This window comes from Paenibacillus sp. J53TS2, from assembly GCF_018403305.1.
GTDB classification, from domain to species: domain Bacteria; phylum Bacillota; class Bacilli; order Paenibacillales; family Paenibacillaceae; genus Fontibacillus; species Fontibacillus rhizolycopersici.
Map to the genome: position 1 here is coordinate 31693 of NZ_BOSK01000013.1, position 24908 is coordinate 56600.

Below are 24908 nucleotides of genomic sequence, written 5' to 3' on the forward strand. Positions count from 1 at the left end.
GACATATGTCCTTTTCAAACGGCAGAAGATATCCTTTAATAAGGTATTGACATAAAGGATCGGAAGATCCATTAAGAGGAGAGAGAGAATGAGGGGATTGTTATTTGCGTTTTTGGCCGGGGCGTTCATCACCCTACAGGGGGTGGCCAATACCCGAATCAGTGCGGACATCGGCACTTGGCCGGCGGCGGCGCTGACCCAGTTTACCGGCTTTGTGGCGGCGCTGCTGATTTGGCTGTTCGTCCGCGATGGAGGGTTTACAGATTTGCGGCGAGTTCGTCCGCTGTATGTCAGCGGCGGTGCCTTGGCGGCGATCATTATTTTTACTAACGTTACGGCGATTCAGCAAGTTGGGGTGACCTTGACCATTTCCGCGGTATTGATCGCTCAGCTGTGCATGACCTTCTTCATCGATAGCATGGGATGGTTTGGCGTGCCAAAGCAAAAAATGCGTCTGCCGCAATTTATTGGTATCGGAATGATGATTGCAGGCGTCGTCATTCTTAAGTTTTAGTAGATTCGGGCCTCGGGGAGAGAACGGTCATGAAAGAAATTGCGGATCCGGCTTTATTGGCCGATTATATGGACATGTACAAACTCCGTAGTGTGTTTCCCGAAGCGCTGCTGCCTTACTTGACGCTTTATGGATATGATCAAAGTGAACTGATCTGCACGCAGGGGGAACCCTCACATTCGTTGTACGTACTGGTCCGAGGGAAAATCAAAATTTTTAATACGTCTCCGGAAGGCCGCACATTGGTCATCTCCTTCAAAAATCCGCTAGAAGTCGTAGGGGATGTCGAATTCATCCGGAATGGAGACATCATTAATACGGTTGAAGCGGTGTCCCCCGTCCATATGATCGGGGTGGAATATCGCTGGTTGCATAAATACAGTGCGGATCATTCGCCGCTGCTGCATTTTTTGCTGGATATCATCACGAAGAAATTCTATATGAAATCCAGTTCGATGAGCTTTAATTTGCTGTATCCGGTTGAGATTCGCCTGGCGAGCTATCTCTTGTCTGTTTCTTATGACGAAGCGGATGCTCTGTTCCTGGGGAAGCTTGGGACGTCCGATCTGGCCGATGCGGCCAACTTGATTGGCACCAGCTATCGGCATTTAAACCGGGTGCTCCAGAAATTTGCGGAGCTAGGCTTGATTGAGCGAAGCCGGCAGGGGATTACGGTGACGGACCGAGAAGGCCTTCGTAATCTGGTCAGCCGGAATATTTACGAATAGGGGGCAATCTAGGTGCTGTTGGGAATATTGTTTGCGTTAACCGCGGGCGCACTGGTTGGGATGCAAAACGTGTTTAATACCAAAGTCAATGAACAGACGGGTAATTGGACGACGACGACCCTGGTGCTAGGTTTGGGGTTCGCGGCTTCCTTTGGGATCGGCTTGATTGTCGAAGGCAAGGGAATGTTTACGTCGTTACCCGGCATGCAAACCTGGTTTTGGTTCAGCGGCTTGATTGGCGTTGGCGTCGTCACCAGCATGGTACAAGGGGTGAAAATGCTGGGACCAACCTACGCTGTAGCCATTGTGATGACTTCGGAGCTGGGATTCGCTTTGTTATTTGATTCTCTAGGCTGGCTAGGTTTGCAAAAGATGCCGTTTACGCTTCATCAACTGATCGGCGTGCTGATTATTGTCGGCGGAATCTTCGTGTTTAAATTAGGAGGGGGCCGCGAGAGCGAGAACAGTCCCGTTCGAAATAGCGAAGCTTTGAATGAGGGATAAAGAGAGGGGAGGCGTTAGGTATGGACGGGAAAAATATCGATAAAATCGCCTGGATCTCCTTACGGGAGGGACGGATGTTAAACGTACGCTCCAAGGGGAAGGAGCTGTTTTATGTTCCGGGCGGCAAGCGAGATCCCGGCGAGACTGACCGTGAAACGCTGCAGCGGGAAATTCAGGAAGAGTTGTCCGTTGCCGTCAAGCCGGAGACGATTGCGTTTTTTGCGACGTTCGAAGCCCAAGCCGACGGCAAACCGGAGGGTGTGCTTGTTCGAATGACCTGTTATTATGCAGAGGCTGAGGGAGAACTCCAGCCGGCTTCCGAGATCGAGGAAATGGCGTGGCTCAGCTACGCGGAACGCGAGCGTACGTCGCTGATTAGCCGCATGATTTTCGACCGGTTGCATGAGATGAATTTGCTGTGACGGAAGGAAGGACACCCGATGATGATTAGATCTTTGCAAGCGGATGATAACGCTGCGATTGAAGCCGTGATTCGCGATTGCCTGATCGAGTTCGGCGGCAACCGGGAAGGCTTAGCCTGGCAGGATGACAGCCTTAGTGCTCTGTCGCGGTATTATGAGGTTGAGGGAAGAGCCTACTGGGTTGTGGAGCAGGACGGGCGGGTCGTTGGCGGGGCGGGAATTGCCCCGTTTGCCGATTCCTCCGAGGTGTGCGAATTGCAAAAAATGTACCTGCGAGGCGATATCCGCGGTACAGGCATCGCGGCTCGTCTTCTGGAGACATGCTTGGATTTCGCGAAACGTCACTACGAGAGATGTTATCTGGAAACGCTGCAGTCGATGCAGGCGGCGAACCGCTTTTACCTCAAACACGGCTTTCAACCGTTGAAAGCGCCGCTGGAGGGGTCGGAACATTTCGCCTGCGATGCCTGGTATATAAGGGATTTACGACAATAAATGATCGAATGAACCCAAAAACGCCATCCGGCGTTTTTTTGTCGTTATAGGGCATTCTCCGGCAGGCTAAGGGAATTCCCTGATGGGAAGCGGGAGCGAAGAGTTTCATAATGGAATCAGAAGCTCGAATACCATTGATTCCCCGTCAAAGGCATTCATTTGAGCGATGAAGGAGTGAACACTTCCGTGAAACGAAGATCAGGACTTAGTTTTTTTAAGAAACCGGAGACGATTTCAGGAAATTGGACGAAAATCGAAGAGAAAAGCCGGGAATGGGAAAATATGTACCGCGGCCGCTGGTCGCACGATAAAGTGGTGCGGACGACGCATGGCGTGAACTGCACCGGTTCTTGCAGTTGGAAAGTATTTGTGAAGAACGGCATTATCACCTGGGAGAACCAGCAGATTGATTATCCGTCCTGCGGACCGGACATGCCCGAGTTCGAACCACGCGGCTGCCCGCGGGGGGCATCGTTCTCGTGGTATGAATACAGCCCGCTGCGCGTGAAATACCCTTATATGCGCGGTCGTCTTCTGCGTCTGTGGCGAGAGGCGATGACCAGGCATCACGGGAACCCCCTGGAGGCCTGGGCCAGCATCGTCGAGAATCCCGAAGCTTCCCAATCCTATAAACAGGCGCGCGGTAAAGGCGGCCATGTGCGCGTGACATGGGAAGAAGCCACCCAACTGATCTCGGCGCAGTTACTTTATACCATTAAGAAATATGGACCAGACCGGATTGCCGGGTTTACACCGATTCCGGCCATGTCGATGATCAGTTACGCTTCGGGCGCACGGTTTATCTCCTTGCTGGGCGGCGAGATGCTCAGCTTCTACGACTGGTATGCCGACCTGCCGCCGGCTTCGCCGCAAATTTGGGGCGAACAAACCGATGTGCCGGAGTCGTCCGATTGGTACAACGCCGGATACCTGATCATGTGGGGCTCCAACGTTCCGCTGACGCGGACGCCGGATGCTCATTTCATGACCGAGGTTCGCTACAAAGGGACGAAGGTGGTATCCGTAGCGCCGGACCATGCGGAGAACGTGAAATTTGCCGACAATTGGCTGGCTCCGCATCCGGGAACGGACGCAGCGGTGGCTCAAGCGATGACGCATGTCATCCTGGACGAATTTTATGTACAGCGCCAAGAACCGATGTTCTTGAACTACGCCAAACAATACACGGACATGCCGTTCCTGATTTTGCTGGATCCGCACGAAGGCAGCTACAAAGCCGGCCGGTTCTTGCGGGCAAGCGATTTGGGGCAGGCATCGGAGCATGCCGAATGGAAGCCGGTTATTTATGACGAAGCGGCGGGAGAACTGGTCGTACCGAACGGAACGATGGGCCAACGCTGGGAGAAGGACGTCAAGTGGAACCTGATCCTCGACCAGGAAGACGGAAGCCGGATTGAGCCGGCTTTGTCGGTCGAGTCGCACGGCGGAGAATGGACAGAGATCGTATTCCCTTTCTTTGACGCAGACGGCAACGGTACGTTTACCCGGTCGATTCCGGCCAAAACAGTTACTCTGGCCGATGGATCAACCCGTCTGGCCGCTACGGTTCATGATTTGATGCTTAGTCAATACGGAGTAACCCGTCCGGGCAGTACCCATACAGCCAAAGGATATGATGACGCAGAGTCGCATTACACTCCAGCTTGGCAAGAGCGGATCACTGGCGTCAAAGCGTCGCTCGTGGTACAAATCGCTCGCGAGTTTGCGCAGAACGCACTGGACACGGGCGGGCGTTCAATGATCATTATGGGCGCCGGGATCAACCACTGGTTCAACAGCGATACGATCTACCGCTCGATTCTGAACTTGGTGATGCTGACGGCTTCGCAGGGGGTTAACGGCGGCGGCTGGGCTCACTATGTAGGGCAGGAGAAATGCCGGCCGATCGAAGGCTGGTCGACGATCGCATTTGCTCGCGACTGGCAAGCGCCGGCGCGGCTGCAAAACGCGACTTCGTTCTTCTATTTTGCCACCGACCAATGGAAGTACGAGGAGATGAGCGCGGAATCGTTGAAATCGCCAACCGGCGGTGATATCCCGTACCGTCATCCGGCGGATTACAATGTGTTGGCAGCTCGGCTGGGCTGGTTGCCCTCGTATCCGCAGTTTAACAAGAGCAGCTTGGCCTTCGCCGAAGAAGCGGCGGCTCAGGGCAAGACGGACAACGCTGAGATCATCCAACACGCATACGAGCAAGTGGTATCCGGTGAAACGAAGTTCGCTGTGGAGGACCCGGATGCGCCGGAGAACTTCCCGCGTTCGCTGTTCGTTTGGCGCTCGAACCTGATCTCCAGCTCGGCGAAGGGTCAAGAGTTCTTTATGAAGCATTTGCTTGGGACGCATAACGGATTGTTATCCAACCCGAACGATGAGGAGAAGCCGGAAGAAATCGTTTGGCGCGATGAGGTGGAAGGCAAGTTGGATCTGCTTGTAGCGCTTGACTTCCGGATGACGGCGACACCGATGTATGCCGACATCGTTCTCCCGGCGGCAACCTGGTACGAGAAGGTGGATCTCTCCTCGACCGACATGCACCCGTTCGTGCATCCGTTTAACCCGGCGATCGATCCGCTCTGGGAGTCGCGCACCGACTGGGATATTTACCGGACGCTCGCCAGCGTCTTGTCCGAAATGGCCAAGGAGCATATGCCAGGCGTATACAAAGACCTGGTTTCTTCGCCGCTTGGACATGATTCGATGGCTGAAATCGCCCAACCTTATGGGGAAGTGAAGGATTGGAAACGTGGGGAGATCCAGCCGATCCTCGGCAAAACGATGCCTGGCTTTACCGTGGTCGAGCGCGATTATACGAAGATTTATGACAAGTACATCACGCTGGGTCCGAACCTGGAAACCGGCAAAGTTGGCGCACATGGAGTCTCGTTCTCCGTCAAGGAAGAGTATGAGGATTTGAAGAAGATCAACGGCTCTTATATCGATGATACGATCAAAAACGGTCGACCGAAGCTGCGTACGGCGAGACAAGCGGCCAATGCAGTACTGCATTTGTCTTCGGCTACGAACGGGAAGGTATCTCAACGCGCCTGGGAATCCGCAGAACAGGATACGGGCGTAGAATTAAAGGATATTTCCGCCGACCGCGCAGCCGAACGGATCACGTTCGCGAATATCACCGCTCAACCGCGGGAGGTCATTCCAACGCCGGTATTTAGCGGCTCGAACAAATCAGGACGCCGGTATTCCCCGTTTACGACCAACATCGAACGATTAGTGCCATTCCGGACGTTAACCGGACGCCAGCATTTTTATCTGGATCACCAAATCTTCCTGCAGTTCGGGGAGGCGTTGCCGGTCTACAAGCCGACGTTGCCGCCGATGGTGTTTGGTCCGCGAGACAAGCAGGTTGAGGGTGGCAAAGATGCATTGGTATTGCGTTACCTGACGCCGCACGGCAAATGGAACATCCACAGCACGTACCAGGATAATCTGCACATGTTGACCTTGTTCCGGGGCGGTCCAACCGTGTGGATCAGCAACGAGGATGCGGAAGCGCACCAGATTAACGATAACGATTGGCTGGAGGTCTATAACCGCAACGGCGTCGTAACGGCCAGAGCGGTGGTCAGCCACCGGATGCCGAAGGGCACGATGTTTATGTATCACGCTCAAGATAAACACATCAACGTACCGGGTTCGGAAATCACGGGAGAGCGAGGCGGCAGCCATAATGCTCCGACGCGAATTCACTTGAAGCCGACGCAGCTCGTCGGGGGTTATGCCCAGCTCAGCTACGGCTTCAACTACTACGGACCGATCGGCAACCAGCGTGATGTCTACGTTGCCGTGCGCAAACTGAAGGAGGTCGACTGGCTTGAAGATTAAAGCGCAAATCGCCATGGTGCTGAACCTGGACAAATGCATCGGCTGCCACACTTGCAGCGTGACCTGCAAGAGCACTTGGACGAACCGGGAAGGCGCCGAATATATGTGGTTTAACAATGTCGAAACGAAGCCGGGGATCGGTTATCCGAAACGGTGGGAGGATCAAGAGCACTACAAAGGCGGCTGGACGATGCGTAACGGCAAGCTGGAGCTGAAATCCGGCAGCAAGCTGTCGAAGATCGCCCTCGGTAAAATTTTCTATAACCCGGATATGCCGGAAATGAAAGATTACTACGAACCTTGGACTTATGATTACGAGAAGCTGACGAATTCGGGAGAGAAGAAGCACCAACCGGTCGCCCGGCCGAAATCCGCCGTGACCGGCGATAAGATGGACCTGGAGTGGGGGCCGAACTGGGAAGACGATCTAGCCGGCGGCCATATTACCGGACCTAAGGATCCGAACATCGAGAAGATCGAAGAGGAAATTAAATTCAACTTCGAACAATCGTTTATGATGTACTTGCCACGATTGTGTGAGCACTGCCTGAATCCAAGCTGCGTGGCGTCTTGCCCATCGGGCGCGATCTACAAGCGTGATGAGGACGGGATTGTCCTTGTCGACCAAGAAGCCTGCCGCGGCTGGCGTTACTGTATGACGGGTTGCCCTTACAAGAAGGTCTACTTCAACTGGAAAACGAATAAAGCGGAAAAATGTACGTTCTGCTTCCCGAGAATTGAAGCGGGACTTCCAACGGTGTGCTCCGAGACGTGTACGGGTCGCATTCGCTACCTTGGCGTATTGTTGTATGACGCTGATCGTGTGCAAGAGGCGGCTTCCACACCGGACGAGAAGGATTTGTACGAATCGCAGCTCGGCTTGTTCCTCGATCCGCATGATCCGAAAGTAATCGAGCAAGCCCGCAAAGACGGCTTGTCCGAGGAATGGATCGAAGCGGCCCAAGATTCGCCGGTTTATAAACTGGCGATCGAATATAAGCTGGCGTTCCCGCTCCATCCGGAATACCGCACGTTACCGATGGTGTGGTATGTACCGCCGCTTAGCCCGATTATGAGTCATTTTGAAGGCAAGGATTCGATTCAAAATCCGGACCTGATCTTCCCAGCGATTGAAGAAATGAGAACGCCGGTTCAATATCTGGCCAATCTCCTGACCGCAGGGGATACTTCGACCGTCAAAATTGCCCTGCAACGGATGGCGATGATGCGCCAATACCAACGTGCGCAATTCTCCAAGAAGCCATTTGACGAAAACCGCTTGGCACGCGTCGGATTGAACGCTCAGCAGATCGAGGAAATGTATCGTTTGCTGGCCATCGCGAAATACGAGGATCGCTTTGTGATCCCAACTTCACATAAGGAAGGATACATGGATCCGTACCGGTCCCAAGGCACCGAAGGTTTCGGTATGGATTGTGACGGATGCGGCCCGGCAACTCCAATTCCGGCTAATCACGGCAAAAGTGGCCGGGATCTGTACGAACAAAACTTCTACGGGGGGATCTGGCGTGATTGATCTGGCGAAACTGGATGAAAACCGCGAGTTGTTCGGCTTCTTTGCCGGGCAGCTCGTCTACCCTGATAAAGAGATGTTCGCATCGATCCGCGAAAGCGGGGATGAGGTTCTGCCATCGACGGTGATGGAGCCGGTAACGAAATATCGGGAGCAGATGCTTGCGCTCAGCATGGAAGAGATCGAGGAGCTTTACGTGGACACGTTTGATTTTGAAAAGTCGTCTACGCTGTATATGACTTTTTTTAAATACGAGGATTCCAAAGATCGCGGTCAATTGCTTACGTCACTTAAAGCGGTTTACGAAATGTTCGGCATGGAAATGATCGACCGGGAATTGCCGGATTTCCTGCCGCTGATGCTGGAATTCTTGTCTGCAGCGAATTGGCTGGGACATCCGCATAGCGAGACAGGGATGTTTACGGTGTTAACGATTCTGGAGGATGGCACGTACCAGTTGATGAAATCGCTGGAGCAAAAGGGAAACCCTTATTATGAGCTCGTCAAGGCCCTCCGGGAAACGTTTAAGTTGTGCTTGTTACAGGAGGTGAAGGTTCATGAGTCTGTTTGAGCAATTTCTATGGGTCATCTTCCCGTATTTATGCGTGGCAACGTTCGTGGTAGGACATATATTCCGCTACCGTTACGACCAGTTTAATTGGACGGCGAAATCCAGTGAATTTATGGAGAAGAAACGACTCATGTTAGGCAGTATGTTGTTTCACATCGGGATCATTCCGGTTATCATGGGACATGTCGCTGGTTTAGGCATTCCTAAGGAGTGGATGGCCGCTCTAGGCGTCAACGAGCATATGTATCACCTTGGCGCCATGTATGGAGGAGGGCTGTTCGGCGTAATCACGTTTGCCGGGATGCTGATCCTGACCATGCGCCGTTTGACCATAAAGAACGTACGCCACCTCAGTTCTGCCTCGGATATGATCGTGAACGGACTGTTGTTGTTCATCGTATTTATGGGGATGTTCTCCACGCTGGTCACGAATAATGTGCAGCCGGATTTTGATTATCGGGAGACGATCTCTATTTGGTTCCGCAACCTGCTTATCTTCCGGCCGGAGGCCTCTTATATGGCAGAGGTGCCGATTTCGTTTCAAATCCACATTTTGGCGGGGTTTCTGATCTTTGCCTTGTGGCCGTTTACTCGTCTCGTCCATGTCTGGAGCGTGCCCTTGAATTATGCCCGGAGAAGCTATATCCTTTATAGGAAGAATCGCTCGCATACTGCGGGACGTTAAGGATTTTGAAGTTTAGGGAGACGAATACATGAATCCAACCTCCAGTTGCTACCAGGTACTTATCGATCAATTAAGAGAACAGATGGGGTATGACTTCGTGTCGCTGGCGTTTGCCGAGTCGGCCGTTAACGATTTCGTCCTTACCTGGAAGTATGCCTCGGGCAACTTGAACAATCGATATAAACGCATCGTTCTCCAGTCGGGTAAAGGGATTGCCGGCATCGTATTCAAAACCGGCAGTCCCATGCTGGTTGCAAATGTCACCGACGGGCTCGAACCCCAAGAGATGTACAATTATCCGATATTAATTTCGGAACGGTTAACCAGCTTGGCGGCGATCCCCTTGTATTTGACGGATCGGGTCGAAGGTGTGCTCTTGACTGGTTATCGGGAAGAGAATCGAATGTCGCACGAAAATTTACGCCGATTGTATGAATGGCTTCAAGGCAGGTTTGGCGATTTTGAAATCAAGGAGCTGAACCCATGAATCCTTCATCCTTGAATATACCGATCGAGCTGCTTCAGAAACAATTTGAACACAGCTCCGATGCTATTATTTTCTTTGATGCCGGACATCGGGTCATGGCGATGAATTCTCGGGCCGAACGTCTTCTGGATCGCCGAGTGCTGGAGGAACCAGCCGGACCGGACAGCAATTCGTTTTGCTTCTCCTGCCGGGGCTACACCAGTGAAGAAGAACCGATGTCTTGCTTAAATTGCTATCTGTCCAACACGGAGAAGGACTTTAGCTCCTTCCAGCTCTATCTGGAGACGAAAACCAAAGGTGTGGTGCCGTTCTCCGCCAGCTTTCAAACCGTAGATACGGCGGCGGGCATCCGGGTGCTTACCTTGCGCGATTTGACGAATCAACTTATGACGCAGCAGTTGCTCAATCAGAACACGATGATGAAGAGCGTCATTAAGGCCCAGGAAGACGAACGTAAGCGGATTTCCCGCGAACTGCACGACAGCGTAGCGCAAGAGTTGATTAGCTCGCTGGTGGACCTGCGGGTGCTCAAATATTTGAACGTACAAGAAGAGGCTCTGCAAAAAATCCAGCAAACCGAAGCCTCGCTCACCCGGTTGCTGGAGCAAATCCGCAACCTGTCGGTGGAGCTGCGGCCGGCTTCGCTGGATGATCTCGGCCTAGACGCGGCCTTCCGTTCTCATTTTAAATGGATTGAGAAAAATTATGGCGTGCTGGTACGATTTGTTGCGGAGCTCGGCGGTCAGCGTTTTAACAGTGAAGTGGAAACGGTCGTTTACCGGGTATGCCAGGAATCGGTACTTAATGCCTTGAAATATGCCGATATTGACGAGATTAACGTGCGTCTGTTTGCCTCGGCGCATTTGCTGGAGCTCATGGTTTCCGATCAGGGAAACGGATTCGACGTGAATACGAACGATCCAAAGGGAACCGGACTTGGTATCTATGGGATGAAAGAGCGAGCCGAGCTCGTAGGCGGCGAAATCTCCATTACCTCTAAACGGGGGGAAGGCACAACGGTCCATTTGCGAGTTCCGTTCGGAGCGTTCTCTCTGTAGGCGGCCATAGCGCCCAGTAGGTAGGGTTAACTTTCGAGGGCAAGGGGGAAGGTTCTGTGAAGGTGGTAATCGCGGATGATCACGCTGTCGTCCGGAGCGGTTTTACGATGATCATCAATTTTCAAGAGGATATGGAAGTGGTGGCGACGGCCGCCGACGGGATTGAGGCCTACAAAATGGTGGCTAAACACCGCCCAGACATTTTGCTGATGGATCTCAGCATGCCTCCGGGAGAAAGCGGCTTGATTGCAACGGCCAAAATCCACGAGGATTTTCCCGAGACCCATATCATTATCTTGACGATGCACGATGACGAGGAGTATTTATTTCATGTGCTTAAGAAAGGCGCACGCGGATATGTCCTGAAGAATTCCCCGGACGAACAGCTTGTCTCGGCCATTCGTATGGTGCATCAAGGTGGCGTTTATATCCATCCGAAGCTCGCGTCTTCCCTTGTCCGTGAATTTGTAAACCACGATCAGCAGGCAGATGAGAGTAACCCGTATCAACTGTTGTCCACCCGTGAAATCGAGATCTTACCCCTGGTTGCCAAAGGGTATGGAAACAAGGAGATCGCCGAAATGTTGCACATCTCTGTGAAAACCGTTGAGGCCCATAAAGCCAAAATCATGGAAAAGCTAAATTTGAAATCAAGACCCGAGCTGGTGGAATATGCCATTAAGAAAAAGCTGCTGGATTTTTAACGGAGGCTGGTAATATGGAACAAAGAACACTGCAAAGCGAATTGCCCGCCATGCGTATTTTAGAGAATGAACACCGGTATTTGGCTAGTTTAATGAACGAATGGCATACGATCGTACTGGATTTTCAGAACGATCGCTATTCCTCGGACCAGGCCAAACTACAGTTCACGCGTTTGTGTGAATTGATCCGCGAATTCAAATCACCTTTGCGCAAGCATTTTCAAAAAGAAGAGACTTATTTTTTTCCGCGATTGGGGAAACATATAGGATATGATCAAGGTCCGATTGTTTCGATCGAACAGGAACATGAGGAGATTTTCGCATATATCGACCATTTCCTTCATTATGCTAACGGTGAGTTTTCGCTGGAGGAAATGAAGGCTCTGTCTCGGGACGCGGGGGAAGCATTTGAAATTTTGACCGTGCATTTCGTCAAAGAAGAGACGGTGTTGTTCCCGATGACCAGACAGGTCATGAAGCCGGCAGAACGAGAGCAGTTGAATAAGGAGCTTTACACCCTGATTGTTGAATAGATTCCCATTCAATGAGCAGCCCATAAACATCAACCGGTGCTTATGGGCTTTTTTGTGTCCAAATTGGACCGGTAGGGAGTTTCCCGAAATAAATGGGGGAAAACCCTATTCAGGCCCAATTAGGGAATCGGCTAAAATACGGGTGGGGAAATCGATGGTCATTCCGAAGTCATTTGAAAAAGGTGATCTAATTTGATTAGAAAAGTTCAATTGCCACTGCAAACGTTAAATCTGATTGTCGGTTTTATGGTATGGGTGATCATTTCGTCGCTCCTTTCTTTCATGGGTGACGATATCCAGGTTCCCGCCGACAAGGTTGCGATCATTACGGCAATTCCCGTCGTATTGGGTTCTGTTTTGCGTATCCCGATAGGGTATTATGCTAACATCTTTGGGGCGCGGATCGTCTTCTTGATCAGCTTCATCTTGCTGCTGTTTCCCGTGTATTACATTAGTGAAGCCAAAACGTACGTTGATTTGATCATCGGCGGGTTGTTTCTCGGGATTGGCGGGGCTGTGTTCTCCGTAGGCGTTACTTCACTGCCAAAGTATTACCCGAAAGAGCGACACGGTTTGGTCAATGGCGTGTATGGTCTCGGAAACCTGGGGACCGCGGTCACTTCGTTCTCCGCCCCGGTCATAGCAACGCAAATCGGCTGGTCGGCCACCGTCAAGCTGTATTTGATCCTTCTGCTGGTCTTTGCGGCGTTGAATCTCTTCTTTGGTGACCGTAAAGAGCCGAAGGTGAAGACCGCTATGATGGAACAAATCAAGGGCGTGTACAAGAATGAAAAGCTCTGGTTGTTCTCGCTGCTGTACTTTATCACGTTTGGGTCGTTTGTGGCGTTCACCGTTTATCTGCCGAACTTTTTGGTGACGAATTTTGAACTGACCAAAGTGGATGCGGGCATGCGTACGGCCGGATTTATTGCTCTTGCAACCTTTATGCGTCCGATCGGTGGCTGGTTGGCGGATCGGTTTAATGCCTTGATGTTATTGATCATCGTATTTGCAGGCTTTACGCTGGCGGCCATCGTGCTGGCCTTTTCTCCGACATTTACGTTGTACACGGTTGGCTGTTTGGTGATCGCGATGGTTGCCGGGGCGGGGAATGGGGTCATCTTCAAGCTGGTTCCACAGTATTTCAACAAGCAGGCCGGGATCGTGAACGGGATTGTCTCGATGATGGGCGGACTAGGTGGGTTTTTCCCGCCGCTGTTGTTGTCCTATATCCACTCGGTAACGGGTCAGTATTCCATCGGGTTCATGCTACTGTCCCAGGTAGCTTTAGCCAGCTTGATTCTCGTGCTCTGGATGATCTATTCCGACAAGCTGAGCTTGTCCTCGGAAGTATTCAATAATACGGCACAGGGCATTCTGGTGACGGATCCCAAAGGCACCATTGTGGCGGTCAACCCGGCGTTCACCTCGGTGACAGGGTTTGAAGAAGAGGAGGCGGTGGGGCAGAAGCCAAGTATTCTGCGGGCAGACCGTCAATCCCCTGATTACTATGCGCAGATGTGGAAGAGCATCAAAGAAACCGGTATGTGGCAGGGCGAAATCTGGAACAAGCGTAAAAACGGCGAAACTTATCTGCAATGGTTAAATATCAGCGCCGTGAAGGACAAATCGGGGGAAGATATCCGTTATGTCGGGACGTTCTCTGAGCTTCCGGAAGGAAAAGCGGAGAAATAAGAAATGGTTTAGATTTAACATTAGGGGGAGGGGAAATTATGCCGGTTGGTCCATCATTACGGCAACGGCACGCTCATCAAGCCATTCACGCCGGAGGTTTGGCTGGAGCTCGGTCGAAAACGGAGGAAGTCGAAAGTCTGTACACAAATGGGAACCTGGAGATGGCAGATCAGGCGATGGTAGAATTGCTGGATTACTGGGAGTCACGGATTCTAAGCCATGCGGATGCGGAAGAGGACGGTTTCTACCAAGAAGTCGTTGAGAAGAATCCAACGCTCCAAGAAACGGTACTGCAATTGAAACGGGATCATGAGTTGATGAGAATTGTGGTAAAAAACATCCATCAGCTACGTGAATCAAATGGATTCAGTAAGGTCCTTCTCCCTAAGCTGTACGCCTTGCTTGAGATTAATGAAATTCATAGTCAGGAAGAGGAACGGTTGTTGTTCTAACCCCTTGAGAAATGGAAAGGGATAGGGCAACTAAGCCAACAAAGAAAATAATCGGCCAGGTGGGCTCTACCTGGCCGATTATTTTTTGCTAAATCACATAGATGCACTCTTCAGCCGGCTTCTGCCGGAGGCCGAATTCGAACGTGTCCTGACGGAGTCCCCGCCGCATCGTTTCGAGCGACAGGATATCCGGCGGCTGGATGTTGCCTAGATGCACGCCCGCGCCGAATTTGCGAAGCAGCAGCACTTGCTGATGTTTTAGCGGGGCTTCCCACATCAGTCTGGTTGAATCGGGTACGAATTTGAGGATATTGTCCAAAATATCCTGGCGACATTCGCCATGATCATCAAAAATGCCGACGCCCATTCCCGATTCGCGTGCTTCCACAGTCATCAGCTCGGCTCCGGCTTTGAGATCGGCTTCCTGGGTCTCTGCCAAATGAGTGGCATCGATAAGAGAACCGGTTAGTTTCTTGCCAAATTCGGTGACGACTCGAAGCCCCCGGTTTTTACCTTCCTGAATCAGCTCGGTACGGCGTTTACGAGGGAGCTCAATCGTGCCGTCAGACACTTCGATGCCATTAAAGCCAAGCTGGCAAATGGTATTGAAGAAGCCCGAGACAACTTCCTGCTGAACCGCCGTCTCTAACAGCGTCCCGCCAGGCATCACCATAATCCCATGCTGCTTGGCAAGGTTAATTTTGTACATCAATAACTCCGTGCTGTAGAGCGGGGCTGTACCAAAGCCGAATTTGATGCAATTTACGTAACCCGCAGCCAGTTCAATGAAATCTGTGAAGGCGGTCCGCCCGAGTCCTTTATCGATCACCATCGTCAGGCCGGGACCGGTAACCTGCAATTCGGGCAAACTTCCTTCCGGCTCGATGGTCTGACGTAGTCCGCTCGGATCAAATAACTCGGCAGGCCAGACGGCACGTAAGGTACTCTTCATACTGGAATCTCCTCGTTTCCTTGTTAACTTATCGTTTCACCGATGACATAGGCATCATATGCGAATTCATCGCAGCAGGTGCCCATGGAATTAACAAATATTGGTGAATGATCAGCTGATTTGACGAGGAGGTTTGATCAGGAAAAACACCAGCCCCAAGGTGACCAGGGATAAGCAAGACACGGTGATAAACACGACACGGTCGGAAATGTCCATCATCCATCCGAACAGGGGCGGACCAAAGGCAACGCCTAAAAACCGCAGGCTATTGTACAGCGACGTGATCATGCCGCGTTCGCTCTTTTGCACCGCGCCGGTAATCATCGTATTCAAGCACGGCAGGAGAAGGCCGGTTCCGATACTGCTGACTGTTAGTAAGCCGATAAATACATAAATGTTCTTGAAGAAGAATATCGTCGCCGCCAGCGCAAGCGTCATCATAATCAGCCCGATGTTCATCAGCCAGCGGATTAACAGGCCTTTCTTCTTGATCAGGCTGCCCGTCGTATAGGAAGTGATGACCATGCCGAGCAGGGGGATGGCTAAAACCGCGCCTTTTAGGACTCCGTCGATATGGTAAGGAGCCTCTTCCAAGGTATTGGATAAGTAAAACAAAACGCCAAACAAAATGAACAGCCCTAAAGAACCTGCGAAAAAGGAAGTGATCAACCAGATCCCTTTTTTACGGAAAATTTGACCGATTTTATGGATGTAGGACTTCAATGGCTGTTTCTCGCCCAACTGAGGTTCCTTGATCAGAAACATCACGGCAAACAGCGAGAGGGCACAGAATACGGGGAACGCGAAAAAAGAAGCATACCAAACGATCAGCACCAGCAATGAACCGATTATCGGGCTAAGCACTTTGCCAACGCCGTTAGATGCTTCAATCAATCCCAAAGCTTTACTTTCCGTTCCGCCTTTATACAAATCGCCTACTAGCGCCATGGCAATGGGTGCTGTACCTGCAGCCGCCATGCCCTGAATGGCCCGCGCCGTGATAATGACGGTATATGAGTTCCATATCGCCCCGAATCCCGCCAAAACCCCGGCACCTCCGTAAACGATCAATGCGGGAATGATGATTTTCTTACGTCCAAACCGGTCGGATAGATAACCAATTACCGGGATGAACAAGCCCGCCGCCAAAGAGAAAATCGAAATGATCAAGCTGCTTTGAAATTTACTGATTTGCAACTGCCGTTGCATTTCCGGAAGGACGGGCACCAGCATCGAGTTACCGAACACAAGCACAATCGGGATGGTAGCGATGGCCATGAACTCCCATATCCGCCCTTTGGACCCGCTCTGCTCCGAGGCTTCCGCTTTCTCCTTGGCTCCCTCTGTCGACTCCTCCTCGGGAAACGAAATGTCGCTTTGGAATGTGATTTGCAGCCTTTTCCGCGTTTTGGTGTTATTCATGGGTTTAGCTCCTCATGATTGAATTCGAAACACAATGAATACGTTCATTATTTGTCATTCGGAAATCGGGTATGCATCCATTAGCACGGCTTCCCACCCATCAGGCATAAGCTGGTAATGTTCAAAACAGAAAGGGTAGGGGAACCATGATCCAAATCATACAGGGAAATAACCACCGGCTGGCGGATGCGGAGGTCCATGTGGTGATCGATGTGATCCGGGCTTTTACGGTGGCCCATTACGCTTTTATCCGGGGAGTTCAAAGGATTATATTGGCTGGTTCGCTGGAAGAGGCGTTTCATTTCAAACGGGACCATCCCGATTTCTTGCTGGCGGGAGAAATTAATGGCTTGCCTATTCCGGGTTTTGATTTGGATAATTCGCCTGCTCGGATCGCGCTAGCTGACCTAGCCGGAAAAACGTTGATTCAAAAAACAACGAATGGCGTAGAGGCCACTTTGAACTCTTTGAACGCCAAGCACATTTTTGTAACGGGGTTCTCTAATGCGGCCACGACGGCGGCATGGATCAAAAGCCGGCTCATGAGCTCGGGCCCCGAACTGTCGCTGCATTTGATCGCTTCGCATCCGACGGGGGATGATGATCTAGCCTGCGCGGAATACATCGCAGGGATCTTAAGCGGAGACAGTAGACCAACGGCGGCGCAAACCTTGGAGCGCATACGCGGATCGTCGGCAGCGGCCAAGTTTTTCGATCCGGAGCAGCCGGCGTTTCTACCCGAGGATTTGGAATTGTGCTTACAGGAGCGATCTGCGGAATTCGTCATGAAAGTAGCGATTCGCGACGGAATCCCGATCATTGAACGGGAGGATGTAAATTAAGGGAGAGTCGCAAAGGATTCTCCCTTCATTTGTGATTACTCGGGTTTCTTGACTTGCAGCGGGGGAGGAATCAGCCAGCCTTTTTCCTTGCTCATACGCAAGATTCTTAGTCCCAGCGCGGTTTTGGTTGCATGGTATTTGGCGAACAGTTCGCCGATATCCTCACGGATCGACAACCCCATCGCCCCGCTGCAGCCCGCTAATGAAGCGGCGGTATCCATGGCAATCTTCGCCCCGATTTCCGCATCGGCAAATCTAGCGCCTGGCGGGATATCCTCCAGCTTTGCTTCCGGCCGTTCCGGCAGCATCGGGGAGGGGGTAATCCCATTGTCCATTAACAACTTGTCCAATTCTTTGATTTCCAGCTTGGCTTGATCCATCAGATCCTTTAAAATCTCTTTTAAATCTTTGTCACCGGCATGATACGTGAACAGCTGGTAGCAGGACAAGATCATCTTGGCCGCCATCGAGCTTTCCCATAGGGTGAATATTTCGCCGTAATGCATCGGCTCATGCTTCGGATTACCGTCTAACACACCCATGAAAGAATCTCCTTTGCTTCGTCATATTGATTTGCTCGTCCGTAGTATGTCTCCCGTTCATGGGTTGTATGATTCGGCTTGTAAACGTCGTAACTTTCTCCACCATTCGTCGTCTATACTAAATAGATTGAGGTGAAAGGAGAAACGAGAATGAAATTAGGCAACATTCGGCTGCGACCAGCGGTTTACGGTGTTCTAGCGACAACTTTGGCCTGGACGATGATCGCAAGTACGACAGCCGCCGCGGATGCGGCGTTTTACCATGCCTATACGAACCCGGAAACCAAAGAAGCATACTATAATGCCTATTTAACAACGGATGACGGCAAATCTGAACGGAAGGTCCTCTCCCGGACCGAGGACGGAAATTGGTATGTGTTGCCCGATACCGTCAGCGAGCTGTGGGGAGAGGAAATGAGTCCCTATGTGCGTGTCATGACGCAAGGCCTAACTCCCCAACCTTTCGGCGAAGTCTATCTGGATACGGCCGGAGACCGGTTGGTGGGGAAAACAGGATATCAGAACTCACCCAGCGGGAAATTCGGGACTCGTAAGGTGATGCATTTCGAGGGGGGGTCTAAGCAGGTTGCCCTTTTCGTGAAAAACAACCAGAACGGAGTCATCCGTCAGGTCTCCGACAGTGGAGAATGGCCTGTGACCTATTGGCTTCCGGACGGCTCCTTGCTTATGGAGCGGTATAGCGAGACGGCCAAGCAGAACGAAATCGTTCGCATGAATCCCGATACACAGGAAACGCATCGTTTATTGCTGGCTTCTTTGCTGGGGTATGACGAACAGCGAGGAGAACTCTTGCTGGCTTATAACGAATCTACCCGGAAAACGCATCTATACGATGTGCGTACTCGGAAGGTTCGGAGCGTAACCGATCAAGAGGTTCAAGCTTTCTATGATCGAGTACAAGGCTCGGCCGCGACAAAAGCACCTGAAGTCCCGGACGAATTGGAAGCCAATCAGCTGCCGGTCAAAACGCTGGAATACGTTCAAGAGGGGGAGGCTAATTTGACAGTAAACGATATGAAAATCGCTTTGCCGTTCGTTTTTTTTGGCCTTAACCGAGAGCTATATGTTCCTCTTCGACCCGTGTCCGAAAGTCTGAAGTGGAAAGTTGAGCGGAGTGCAGGTAGCGATATGAAAACCTACCGTTATACGGTTTCCACGGGAACCCAGTCCATTCAAGTCGACCGTTCGAACTCGAAGATCATGGGGGATCGGTTATATCTCAATGTCCATGCTTTAAACCGTCTGATTTCCGACTGGGGGATCGAATGGATCCCTGTCAAATAACCTGAATCGCAACAAAAAAGCAGGCCGTTCACTTGGAATGGCCTGCTCTTCATTTTAGATTAACGGTGCACCGTATATTGATTTGCTTTACTCAAGCTGCGAATCAACTCAACTTCCTGGGCGCTTAGCTCGGGGATGTCGGCCGCGGTCAGATTCTGCAACAGCTGTTCACGAGAGCTGGCTCCGGGAATGGCCACGGCCACTGCAGGATGGGCCAGTGAATAGCGGATGGCTAGCTGCGTTAAGCTGCGTTCCGGCGTTTCCAGCTCCTGCAGCTTCCGGCGCAGTTCACGAAGCTCGCCCAGCTCGTAATCCAGCACGCCTTTGGAAGGTACTCGGTTCGCTGCCAGCGCTCCGCTTGCTAGCGGCCCACGGGCGATCACGCTGATCCGGTGCTCCTGAAGCAGCGGAAAGGCAGCCTCTTCACCACGCCGATCCACGATACTGTATTGATTCATGACGCTGACGATTGAGGAACGAGAGACGTATTCGCGAATCACGTTCGGACGAATGGAAGAAATTCCGTACTCCCGGATGACGCCTTCTTTCTTCAATTGTTCAAACGCTTCGATCGTGTCGTCGATCGGATCCTCGATCGTTCCGCCATGAAGTTGATACAAATCAATATAATCCGTGCCCAGCCGACGCAGGCTGTCTTTGACCGCCGACAGGATATGCGCTTTGGACGGATCCCAGCTCCAGCCATCTTGACCGGGAATCCGTCGGTTGCCGACTTTGGTCGCTAGAATGACTTGATCCCGGCGTCCCTTGATCGCTTTGCCGACGATTTCCTCATTGGTTCCGGCATCGTAAAGATCGGCGGTATCAAGAAAGTTAACCCCTCGGTCCAGCGCCTCGTGGATCAGGGCGATCGCATGCGACTCATCCGTTCCCAGCGACATGCAGCCTAGTCCGATTTCGCTAACCATTAGGTCGGAGGAGCCCAAACGGTTCATTTTCATCTGCAGAACTCCTTTCGATAGAAGGATGAGTTTCTTTGAACTATAAAAGACATCATAGCATGTTCAATTCGCCCCTGCTAGAATGAAAGCCAATCGCTTGCCTAAGGAGGAGAACAACATGAAGAAGCTTGGCCTTGGAATCGCTGCCTTCGTATTGGTGATGGGGATTGGTGCGGCTGGAGTTTATGCGGCTGGTGCGAGCAACGGTGCAGAGAACGATCCGAATGGAGTTTGGGATTGGATGCTACCCTATGCGAAACAGATGCATCCCAATCTGACGGATGAGCAAATTCAGGATCGGATCAACAACTGTCACGGTCAAAGCGGAACGGGAACGTCCAGAATGATGAACCCCAACCTCCGCGGAGGTATGATGAATTTTTAAGCCTCTTTACACAGAAAGGGCCCTCTGCAATAGCAGGGGGCCTTGTTTTTGCGTTTACACTTACATGTACATGCTGGCCAGTAAAATCCCTAAGCTTTCCTCATAAATCTCGTCAAATTGAGAGAGCGGCAGCGGGTTGACGCCGGTTCCCAGCTCGATCGTAAATCCAGGACGCCGGAAATCATAGATGAACCAATCTTTATATCCGGCATAGCTCTCCACGTTACGGATGGCCTCGTAACCGCTGACCCGGGCGAATTCATTCGCGATCGTTTCGGCATAAGCCGGCTCGCGGTTCTCGAAGCCCCAATAGATGACTTGGCCTTGGGTATGGAACGCGAGAACATGATCAAAGTCGCTCTGCCGGGTCAAGTTGGCCATGGCGATCGCTTCAGGTTCGGTCAGCGGGGCGGTGCCCGGATAATCCCGAGGCCCGCGCTCCACCGGATTCCTAGCAACCTCACGTTCCCATAAAGCCGGGAATTGGTCGTTTAAGTCAACCCCATTGATGTTGGCTTTCCACCCTTGGAAGTCGGTGTTGCCACCGTTGTAAGACAGCACGTTGCTGCGGTAAGGCTCCTGATTCGGCAATCCATGGATAACGAGGTCTACACCGTCCAGATTCACCATGGGCACCATCGAGAAAGTAACCTCTTCGTAATAAGGCCACATCGGCAGACCGCGAATCAAGCTGCTATTCGTAAGCGCAAGCAGATACTGATTCAGAAATTTGATTAACACCGGCGTCGTAATCCATTCATTCGCATGAAAAGCTCCGTTGACATGCACCTTTTTCTTTCCTTTTCCGATGCGTAGTTCAGGGATGGGTTTGTTCATGACCGTATTTCCAATATTTTGGTAGGCTACAAACGGGTAGATGTCCATCAACCGGTTCAAATCTTCCCGCAATGCGGCGGAATCGTACGGTTTACGGATGTCGACCACGAACCAGGTGACTCGCAGCGGAAGCTGCAGCCGCTGACCAACCGCAAGCTGATTGGGATTCACCGATTGGTTCAGCAAAAGGATCACATCCATCGGAACCCCGCGGTCCCTGGACAGCTTCCAAACGGAATCCCCGGCTTTCACCTGATATTCGCTGGACAGAAAACCGGGAATGTGGATGGTTTGGCCCGCGCTAAGACTTTCCGCTTGAATACCCGGGTTGGAATCCACGATCAATTGCAGCGGAAGTTGAAAGATCTGGCTGTAATACCATAACGTATCCCCCGAACGTACTTGTATACGCATAACAAATCCCTCCTGCACATTTTTGCCTTATAACAACCTATGTAGGGGCAAGCGCGCTCCATGCCAAATGGAATGAACCCTTCACAACATCCAAACTTTCAGGTAGAATCTAGAAGGTTAATTGTTAACCATAAATTTATATTAAGGTTAACAATAGGAGCTCATTTGCTGTAGAGCTAATCAGGCATAGAAAGCTGGGATGATGGATGAACCAACGCAAGACGGAAGGACAGAGCTGGGATTCGCTTGCCGATAAAGCCCTAAACGGAGTGGTTTTAACTTGGGAGGAGGGGCTTTCCGTATTACAAGCCGAGAATGATCAATTGCTGCCGCTGATGGAGGCGGCGTATCGGGTCAGACGGTATTACTATGGCAACAAAGTGAAGCTGAACATGATCATCAATGCGAAAAGCGGACTATGTCCCGAAGATTGCGGGTACTGCTCGCAATCCTTGGTCTCGACAGCTTCGATCCCGAAGTACCCGTTGCTCGACAAGGAAACGCTGGTGGCTGGAGCTCGCGAGGCGTTGCAGCGCAAGGCGGGAACGTATTGCATCGTAGCCTCCGGCAAGGGGCCAACCGACAAGGAGTTGGAGCAGGTCGTAGAGGCAGTCGCCGAAATTCGCGTAACGATGCCGCTGAAGATTTGCGCCTGCCTGGGCATCCTTAGGGAGGAGCAAGCGCAGAAACTGAGTGAAGCCGGGGTTCACCGATATAACCACAATTTGAACACGAGCCGGACCAACTATCCGTCGATTACGACGACCCATACTTACGATCAACGCGTGGCGACGGTCGAGACCGCAAGAGCGCACGGGATGTCTCCCTGCTCCGGTGTGATCATCGGAATGGGCGAATCGGATGAAGAAATCGTGGAGATGGCTTTAGCGCTCCGCGATCTGGATGCCGATTCGGTTCCGATCAATTTCTTGAACGCCATCCCGGGCACACCGTTGGAACGGGCGGGACGGGTACCGGCGCAAAAAGCGCTTAAAGTGTTGGCCTTGTTCCGTTTCATCTGTCCATCGAAGGAAATCCGCGTGGCGGGCGGCCGGGAGGTCAGCCTCCGGACACTGCAGCCGCTATCCTTATATGCGGCGAACTCGATCTTCGTAGGCGATTACATGACGACAGAAGGCCAAGATGTATCCTTAGATCACCGGATGATCGAGGATCTGGGCTTTGAAATCGAACTAACAGCGATTTAACGGAAGGATAGCGAAACGCCTCGTAATCCATTAAACTGAATTAGGTATAGAATCCTAAAAACGTGGTGATTCGCTTGTTTCAAATCATGTTAATCGAAGACGATCCGTCCTTGTTTCAGGAAATCCGCGAACGGCTGCAGCAATGGTCCTATGGGGTACATGGCGTTCGGGATTTTGGCAACGTCTTGGAGGAATTTTCGGCCATTCGCCCGGATCTGGTTCTGATCGATATCCAGTTGCCCAAGTTCGATGGGTTTCATTGGTGCCGACAAATCCGCGCCCATTCCAATGTGCCGATCATTTTCCTGTCTTCGCGCGACCATCCGACCGACATGGTGATGTCCATGCAGCTAGGCGCGGATGATTTTGTACAGAAGCCGTTCCATTTCGAGGTGCTCATTGCCAAAATCCAGGCGACGCTTCGCCGGGTTTACAACTATAATACCGAACGCGTTGAGCTGAGGACGTGGCGCGGAGCAACGATCGAATATGGACGCAACGCCATCACGGCAGAGCGAGGGACCATTGAGTTAACGAAAAATGAAATGCTCATCCTCAAGCTGCTTGTAGAGCAAAAAAATCGCATCGTCAGCCGCGAGGAGCTGATCCGAAGCTTATGGGACAACGAGCATTTCGTCAGCGACAATACCTTGACGGTAAACGTAAATCGGTTGCGCAAAAAGCTGGAGGACCTCGAGCTTGACGCTTATATCGAGACGAAGGTCGGGCAAGGTTATATGGCAACCGAAGAGGTTCAGACGTTATGATCGGAAAATATTTGCGTGAGCGCCTAAGCTGGATCCTGCTCGTGATCGCCCTGCAGCTCCTGCTCCTCTCCGTCGCCGCGATCGATCGGACGATTCCGTTCCTGCCGATGTTATATATTGTTTTCTTATCGATATTGTTATTTGCGGCATTTTTGCTGATCCGTTATTCGAAGGAAACCCGGTTCCATCAAAGCCTAGCCGCCTGGGAGGATACGTACGATTTGAACGTGATCGCTGCGCCGGAAAGTCCGTTTCAATCTATCGTGATGGATCGATTAAACGAGCAAACGGACAAGTTTCGCAAGGAAACGTCGCAGCTTGTCGCCCAGTTGGAAGAGGAGAAGGATGAGCTGATGTCCTGGATTCACGAGGTGAAAACCCCATTAACCGCCATGCGACTCATGATCGATCGGATGGGCGACGAGCCGCTGAAGGAGCAACTGCGGCTGGAGTGGTTGCGCATTCACCTGTTGCTGGATCGCCAGTTGCACCAGAAACGCATTCCGTTCATCGAAAACGATCTATATATCGAGCAAGTGAAGCTGGAGCCCTTGCTAATTAATGAGATTCGCGAGCTGCGAGCATGGTGTTTGCAAAAAGGCATCGGTTTTGATGTCAACCTGCCTGTCCAGGAAGTGCTCACGGATGCGAAATGGTTGGCGTTCATCGTACGGCAACTGTTGACCAATGCGGTGAAATACAGTTCGGCCTCTGATATCGTCGTGGGTTCTGGAATATCGCCGGATGGACAGGCCTGGCTTTGCGTCCGCGACAGCGGTCGGGGGATTGAAGTGAAGGACCTGCCGCGTATATTCGAGAAAGGATTTACCTCTACGAAGAACCATGATGATCACGCTGCCACCGGAATGGGGTTGTATTTGGCAAAGAAGGTCGCGGACTCCCTGTCGATTCGGATGAGCGTTGAATCAACACCCGGTGTAGGAACCGCCTTTACGTTGTATTTTCCGAGGAGCAATACTTACGTCCATACCCTGGGCATGTGACAACAATGTCACATGCTCGTTT

26 protein-coding genes are annotated in these 24908 nt (G+C 51.6%); 21 read left to right on the plus strand and 5 right to left on the minus strand.

Features of this window, described 5'->3' with window-relative positions; translation table 11 throughout:
• Positions 1 to 88 precede the first annotated feature (88 nt).
• The 15 genes from KJS42_RS20660 (at position 89) to KJS42_RS20730 (ending at position 14246) form a co-directional block, all read left to right on the plus strand.
• On the plus strand, positions 89 to 514 hold the full coding sequence (locus KJS42_RS20660; protein WP_155606045.1) for a DMT family transporter: 426 nt from the start codon (positions 89 to 91) through the stop codon (positions 512 to 514).
• A gap of 29 nt (positions 515 to 543) precedes the next feature.
• Positions 544 to 1242 carry a Crp/Fnr family transcriptional regulator gene (locus KJS42_RS20665; RefSeq protein ID WP_213623992.1) on the plus strand — a complete coding sequence of 233 codons (699 nt, stop codon included), beginning with the start codon at positions 544 to 546 and terminating at the stop codon, positions 1240 to 1242.
• A 12-nt stretch (positions 1243 to 1254) separates the two neighbouring features.
• A complete protein-coding gene (locus KJS42_RS20670) occupies positions 1255 to 1746 on the plus strand; it encodes a DMT family transporter (protein ID WP_193418541.1) in 492 nt (163 codons plus the stop codon).
• A 20-nt stretch (positions 1747 to 1766) separates the two neighbouring features.
• The gene (locus tag KJS42_RS20675; protein WP_155606043.1) at positions 1767 to 2168 is read left to right on the plus strand and encodes an NUDIX hydrolase; all 402 of its coding nucleotides are present in this window, start codon (positions 1767 to 1769) and stop codon (positions 2166 to 2168) included.
• An 18-nt stretch (positions 2169 to 2186) separates the two neighbouring features.
• Positions 2187 to 2663 carry a GNAT family N-acetyltransferase gene (locus tag KJS42_RS20680; protein ID WP_193418537.1) on the plus strand — a complete coding sequence of 159 codons (477 nt, stop codon included), beginning with the start codon at positions 2187 to 2189 and terminating at the stop codon, positions 2661 to 2663.
• A gap of 186 nt (positions 2664 to 2849) precedes the next feature.
• Positions 2850 to 6527: a nitrate reductase subunit alpha gene (locus KJS42_RS20685; protein WP_193418535.1), complete on the plus strand. Its 3678-nt coding sequence runs from the start codon at positions 2850 to 2852 to the stop codon at positions 6525 to 6527.
• Positions 6517 to 8064, plus strand: coding sequence for a nitrate reductase subunit beta (gene narH / locus KJS42_RS20690; RefSeq protein ID WP_213623993.1), 1548 nt, complete (start codon positions 6517 to 6519; stop codon positions 8062 to 8064). Before KJS42_RS20685 ends, narH begins: the two co-directional genes overlap by 11 nt.
• Positions 8057 to 8632, plus strand: a complete 576-nt coding sequence (gene narJ, locus KJS42_RS20695) for a nitrate reductase molybdenum cofactor assembly chaperone (RefSeq protein WP_213623994.1) — start codon at positions 8057 to 8059, stop codon at positions 8630 to 8632. The genes narH and narJ overlap by 8 nt, the downstream gene beginning before the upstream one ends.
• Complete coding sequence (narI, locus tag KJS42_RS20700; RefSeq protein WP_213623995.1) at positions 8619 to 9317, plus strand: respiratory nitrate reductase subunit gamma; 699 nt, start codon at positions 8619 to 8621, stop codon at positions 9315 to 9317. Before narJ ends, narI begins: the two co-directional genes overlap by 14 nt.
• Positions 9318 to 9345: 28 nt before the next feature.
• Positions 9346 to 9804 carry a GAF domain-containing protein gene (locus tag KJS42_RS20705; RefSeq protein WP_213623996.1) on the plus strand — a complete coding sequence of 153 codons (459 nt, stop codon included), beginning with the start codon at positions 9346 to 9348 and terminating at the stop codon, positions 9802 to 9804.
• Positions 9801 to 10862 (plus strand): sensor histidine kinase, encoded by a 1062-nt coding sequence (locus KJS42_RS20710; protein WP_155606037.1) that lies wholly within the window; start codon positions 9801 to 9803, stop codon positions 10860 to 10862. Before KJS42_RS20705 ends, KJS42_RS20710 begins: the two co-directional genes overlap by 4 nt.
• Before the next feature lie 56 nt (positions 10863 to 10918).
• On the plus strand, positions 10919 to 11566 hold the full coding sequence (locus KJS42_RS20715; protein WP_193418527.1) for a response regulator: 648 nt from the start codon (positions 10919 to 10921) through the stop codon (positions 11564 to 11566).
• 14 nt (positions 11567 to 11580) lie between these two features.
• On the plus strand, positions 11581 to 12099 hold the full coding sequence (locus tag KJS42_RS20720; protein WP_155606036.1) for a hemerythrin domain-containing protein: 519 nt from the start codon (positions 11581 to 11583) through the stop codon (positions 12097 to 12099).
• A gap of 192 nt (positions 12100 to 12291) precedes the next feature.
• Entirely contained in the window at positions 12292 to 13794 is a 1503-nt protein-coding gene (locus KJS42_RS20725) for a nitrate/nitrite transporter (RefSeq protein ID WP_155606035.1), read from the plus strand.
• 38 nt (positions 13795 to 13832) lie between these two features.
• Positions 13833 to 14246: a hemerythrin domain-containing protein gene (locus KJS42_RS20730; protein WP_213623997.1), complete on the plus strand. Its 414-nt coding sequence runs from the start codon at positions 13833 to 13835 to the stop codon at positions 14244 to 14246.
• 88 nt (positions 14247 to 14334) lie between these two features.
• Here KJS42_RS20730 and comA read toward each other — a convergent pair whose 3' ends face one another.
• Together comA and KJS42_RS20740 are read right to left on the minus strand one after the other, a co-directional pair.
• Positions 14335 to 15198: a phosphosulfolactate synthase gene (gene comA, locus KJS42_RS20735; protein ID WP_193418519.1), complete on the minus strand. Its 864-nt coding sequence runs from the start codon at positions 15196 to 15198 to the stop codon at positions 14335 to 14337.
• 111 nt (positions 15199 to 15309) lie between these two features.
• Positions 15310 to 16620, minus strand: coding sequence for an MFS transporter (locus tag KJS42_RS20740; RefSeq protein WP_213623998.1), 1311 nt, complete (start codon positions 16618 to 16620; stop codon positions 15310 to 15312).
• 146 nt (positions 16621 to 16766) lie between these two features.
• On the opposite strand from KJS42_RS20740, the gene KJS42_RS20745 reads away from it, so the two are divergent.
• Positions 16767 to 17462 carry a 2-phosphosulfolactate phosphatase gene (locus KJS42_RS20745; protein ID WP_213623999.1) on the plus strand — a complete coding sequence of 232 codons (696 nt, stop codon included), beginning with the start codon at positions 16767 to 16769 and terminating at the stop codon, positions 17460 to 17462.
• A 35-nt stretch (positions 17463 to 17497) separates the two neighbouring features.
• Here the strand turns inward: KJS42_RS20745 and KJS42_RS20750 are convergent, their stop codons facing one another.
• Positions 17498 to 18004: a DUF3231 family protein gene (locus tag KJS42_RS20750; protein WP_213624000.1), complete on the minus strand. Its 507-nt coding sequence runs from the start codon at positions 18002 to 18004 to the stop codon at positions 17498 to 17500.
• Positions 18005 to 18154: 150 nt separating this feature from the next.
• Here KJS42_RS20750 and KJS42_RS20755 point away from each other — a divergent pair, with 150 nt between their 5' ends.
• Positions 18155 to 19309 (plus strand): hypothetical protein, encoded by a 1155-nt coding sequence (locus KJS42_RS20755; RefSeq protein WP_213624001.1) that lies wholly within the window; start codon positions 18155 to 18157, stop codon positions 19307 to 19309.
• Between the two features lie 59 nt (positions 19310 to 19368).
• Here the strand turns inward: KJS42_RS20755 and KJS42_RS20760 are convergent, their stop codons facing one another.
• Positions 19369 to 20271 (minus strand): aldo/keto reductase, encoded by a 903-nt coding sequence (locus KJS42_RS20760; RefSeq protein WP_155606028.1) that lies wholly within the window; start codon positions 20269 to 20271, stop codon positions 19369 to 19371.
• A 118-nt stretch (positions 20272 to 20389) separates the two neighbouring features.
• Between KJS42_RS20760 and KJS42_RS20765 the strand changes: the two genes are divergently transcribed.
• The gene (locus tag KJS42_RS20765; protein WP_155606027.1) at positions 20390 to 20656 is read left to right on the plus strand and encodes an FAD/FMN-containing dehydrogenase; all 267 of its coding nucleotides are present in this window, start codon (positions 20390 to 20392) and stop codon (positions 20654 to 20656) included.
• Positions 20657 to 20716: 60 nt separating this feature from the next.
• On the opposite strand, the gene KJS42_RS20770 is transcribed toward KJS42_RS20765, so the two are convergent.
• The gene (locus KJS42_RS20770; RefSeq protein ID WP_213624002.1) at positions 20717 to 21907 is read right to left on the minus strand and encodes a M14 family metallopeptidase; all 1191 of its coding nucleotides are present in this window, start codon (positions 21905 to 21907) and stop codon (positions 20717 to 20719) included.
• A 206-nt stretch (positions 21908 to 22113) separates the two neighbouring features.
• On the opposite strand from KJS42_RS20770, the gene bioB reads away from it, so the two are divergent.
• The 3 genes from bioB to KJS42_RS20785 all read left to right on the plus strand — a co-directional run bounded on the left by bioB (position 22114) and on the right by KJS42_RS20785 (position 24886).
• Positions 22114 to 23115 carry a biotin synthase BioB gene (bioB, locus tag KJS42_RS20775; RefSeq protein WP_213624003.1) on the plus strand — a complete coding sequence of 334 codons (1002 nt, stop codon included), beginning with the start codon at positions 22114 to 22116 and terminating at the stop codon, positions 23113 to 23115.
• 74 nt (positions 23116 to 23189) lie between these two features.
• Positions 23190 to 23882 (plus strand): response regulator transcription factor, encoded by a 693-nt coding sequence (locus KJS42_RS20780; protein WP_213624004.1) that lies wholly within the window; start codon positions 23190 to 23192, stop codon positions 23880 to 23882.
• Positions 23879 to 24886, plus strand: a complete 1008-nt coding sequence (locus tag KJS42_RS20785) for a sensor histidine kinase (protein ID WP_213624005.1) — start codon at positions 23879 to 23881, stop codon at positions 24884 to 24886. Before KJS42_RS20780 ends, KJS42_RS20785 begins: the two co-directional genes overlap by 4 nt.
• Positions 24887 to 24908 lie beyond the last annotated feature (22 nt).

What these genes read in the sequence shown, in the direction of transcription:
- KJS42_RS20660 (WP_155606045.1), top strand. Translation starts at nt 89, where the DNA reads ATGAGGGGATTGTTATTTGCGTTTTTGGCCGGGGCGTTCATCACCCTA.
- KJS42_RS20665 (WP_213623992.1), top strand. Translation starts at nt 544, where the DNA reads ATGAAAGAAATTGCGGATCCGGCTTTATTGGCCGATTATATGGACATG.
- KJS42_RS20675 (WP_155606043.1), top strand. Translation starts at nt 1,767, where the DNA reads ATGGACGGGAAAAATATCGATAAAATCGCCTGGATCTCCTTACGGGAG.
- KJS42_RS20680 (WP_193418537.1), top strand. Translation starts at nt 2,187, where the DNA reads ATGATGATTAGATCTTTGCAAGCGGATGATAACGCTGCGATTGAAGCC.
- narI (WP_213623995.1), top strand. Translation starts at nt 8,619, where the DNA reads ATGAGTCTGTTTGAGCAATTTCTATGGGTCATCTTCCCGTATTTATGC.
- KJS42_RS20705 (WP_213623996.1), top strand. Translation starts at nt 9,346, where the DNA reads ATGAATCCAACCTCCAGTTGCTACCAGGTACTTATCGATCAATTAAGA.
- KJS42_RS20710 (WP_155606037.1), top strand. Translation starts at nt 9,801, where the DNA reads ATGAATCCTTCATCCTTGAATATACCGATCGAGCTGCTTCAGAAACAA.
- KJS42_RS20720 (WP_155606036.1), top strand. Translation starts at nt 11,581, where the DNA reads ATGGAACAAAGAACACTGCAAAGCGAATTGCCCGCCATGCGTATTTTA.
- KJS42_RS20730 (WP_213623997.1), top strand. Translation starts at nt 13,833, where the DNA reads ATGCCGGTTGGTCCATCATTACGGCAACGGCACGCTCATCAAGCCATT.
- comA (WP_193418519.1), bottom strand. Translation starts at nt 15,198, where the DNA reads ATGAAGAGTACCTTACGTGCCGTCTGGCCTGCCGAGTTATTTGATCCG.
- KJS42_RS20740 (WP_213623998.1), bottom strand. Translation starts at nt 16,620, where the DNA reads ATGAATAACACCAAAACGCGGAAAAGGCTGCAAATCACATTCCAAAGC.
- KJS42_RS20745 (WP_213623999.1), top strand. Translation starts at nt 16,767, where the DNA reads ATGATCCAAATCATACAGGGAAATAACCACCGGCTGGCGGATGCGGAG.
- KJS42_RS20750 (WP_213624000.1), bottom strand. Translation starts at nt 18,004, where the DNA reads ATGGGTGTGTTAGACGGTAATCCGAAGCATGAGCCGATGCATTACGGC.
- KJS42_RS20755 (WP_213624001.1), top strand. Translation starts at nt 18,155, where the DNA reads ATGAAATTAGGCAACATTCGGCTGCGACCAGCGGTTTACGGTGTTCTA.
- KJS42_RS20760 (WP_155606028.1), bottom strand. Translation starts at nt 20,271, where the DNA reads ATGAAAATGAACCGTTTGGGCTCCTCCGACCTAATGGTTAGCGAAATC.
- KJS42_RS20765 (WP_155606027.1), top strand. Translation starts at nt 20,390, where the DNA reads ATGAAGAAGCTTGGCCTTGGAATCGCTGCCTTCGTATTGGTGATGGGG.
- KJS42_RS20770 (WP_213624002.1), bottom strand. Translation starts at nt 21,907, where the DNA reads ATGCGTATACAAGTACGTTCGGGGGATACGTTATGGTATTACAGCCAG.
- bioB (WP_213624003.1), top strand. Translation starts at nt 22,114, where the DNA reads ATGAACCAACGCAAGACGGAAGGACAGAGCTGGGATTCGCTTGCCGAT.
- KJS42_RS20785 (WP_213624005.1), top strand. Translation starts at nt 23,879, where the DNA reads ATGATCGGAAAATATTTGCGTGAGCGCCTAAGCTGGATCCTGCTCGTG.